Source organism: Romboutsia sp. 13368, assembly GCF_018336475.1.
Lineage (GTDB): Bacteria > Bacillota > Clostridia > Peptostreptococcales > Peptostreptococcaceae > Romboutsia.
The window spans coordinates 1,353,706-1,353,973 of record NZ_CP048741.1 but is presented as its reverse complement, the minus strand read 5'-3'; the positions used below and the strand labels follow the sequence as shown (position 1 = coordinate 1,353,973).

Sequence of the window (268 nt, the reverse complement as noted above, 5' to 3'; positions counted from 1 at the left end):
CTTGCTAAAATTAGTTAAGAAATCTATAAGTAATTGTTTAACTTCTGGAGAATTAATATCCAAGTCTATTTGTTCTGATGGATTTTCCTTTCCAAAGGTAGTCCATACATTTTCTTGTTGCCCAGTATTTTCTATTTCAAAAGTAGAGTATGGAGTCGTTCTACGTAAAAACATCTTAGATATATCTTCTTGAACTGGTTTTCCATCGCTCCATATTTTATCTAGTGTAAGAAATAAATTAGCATATTTAGATTTTCTACCATACTTT

At 29.5% G+C, this 268-nt stretch carries 1 protein-coding gene; it reads right to left on the bottom strand.

Going from position 1 to position 268, the window contains the following annotated elements:
• On the bottom strand, positions 1-268 hold a 268-nt coding region (locus G3997_RS05490; RefSeq protein ID WP_330616099.1), incomplete at both ends, for a hypothetical protein.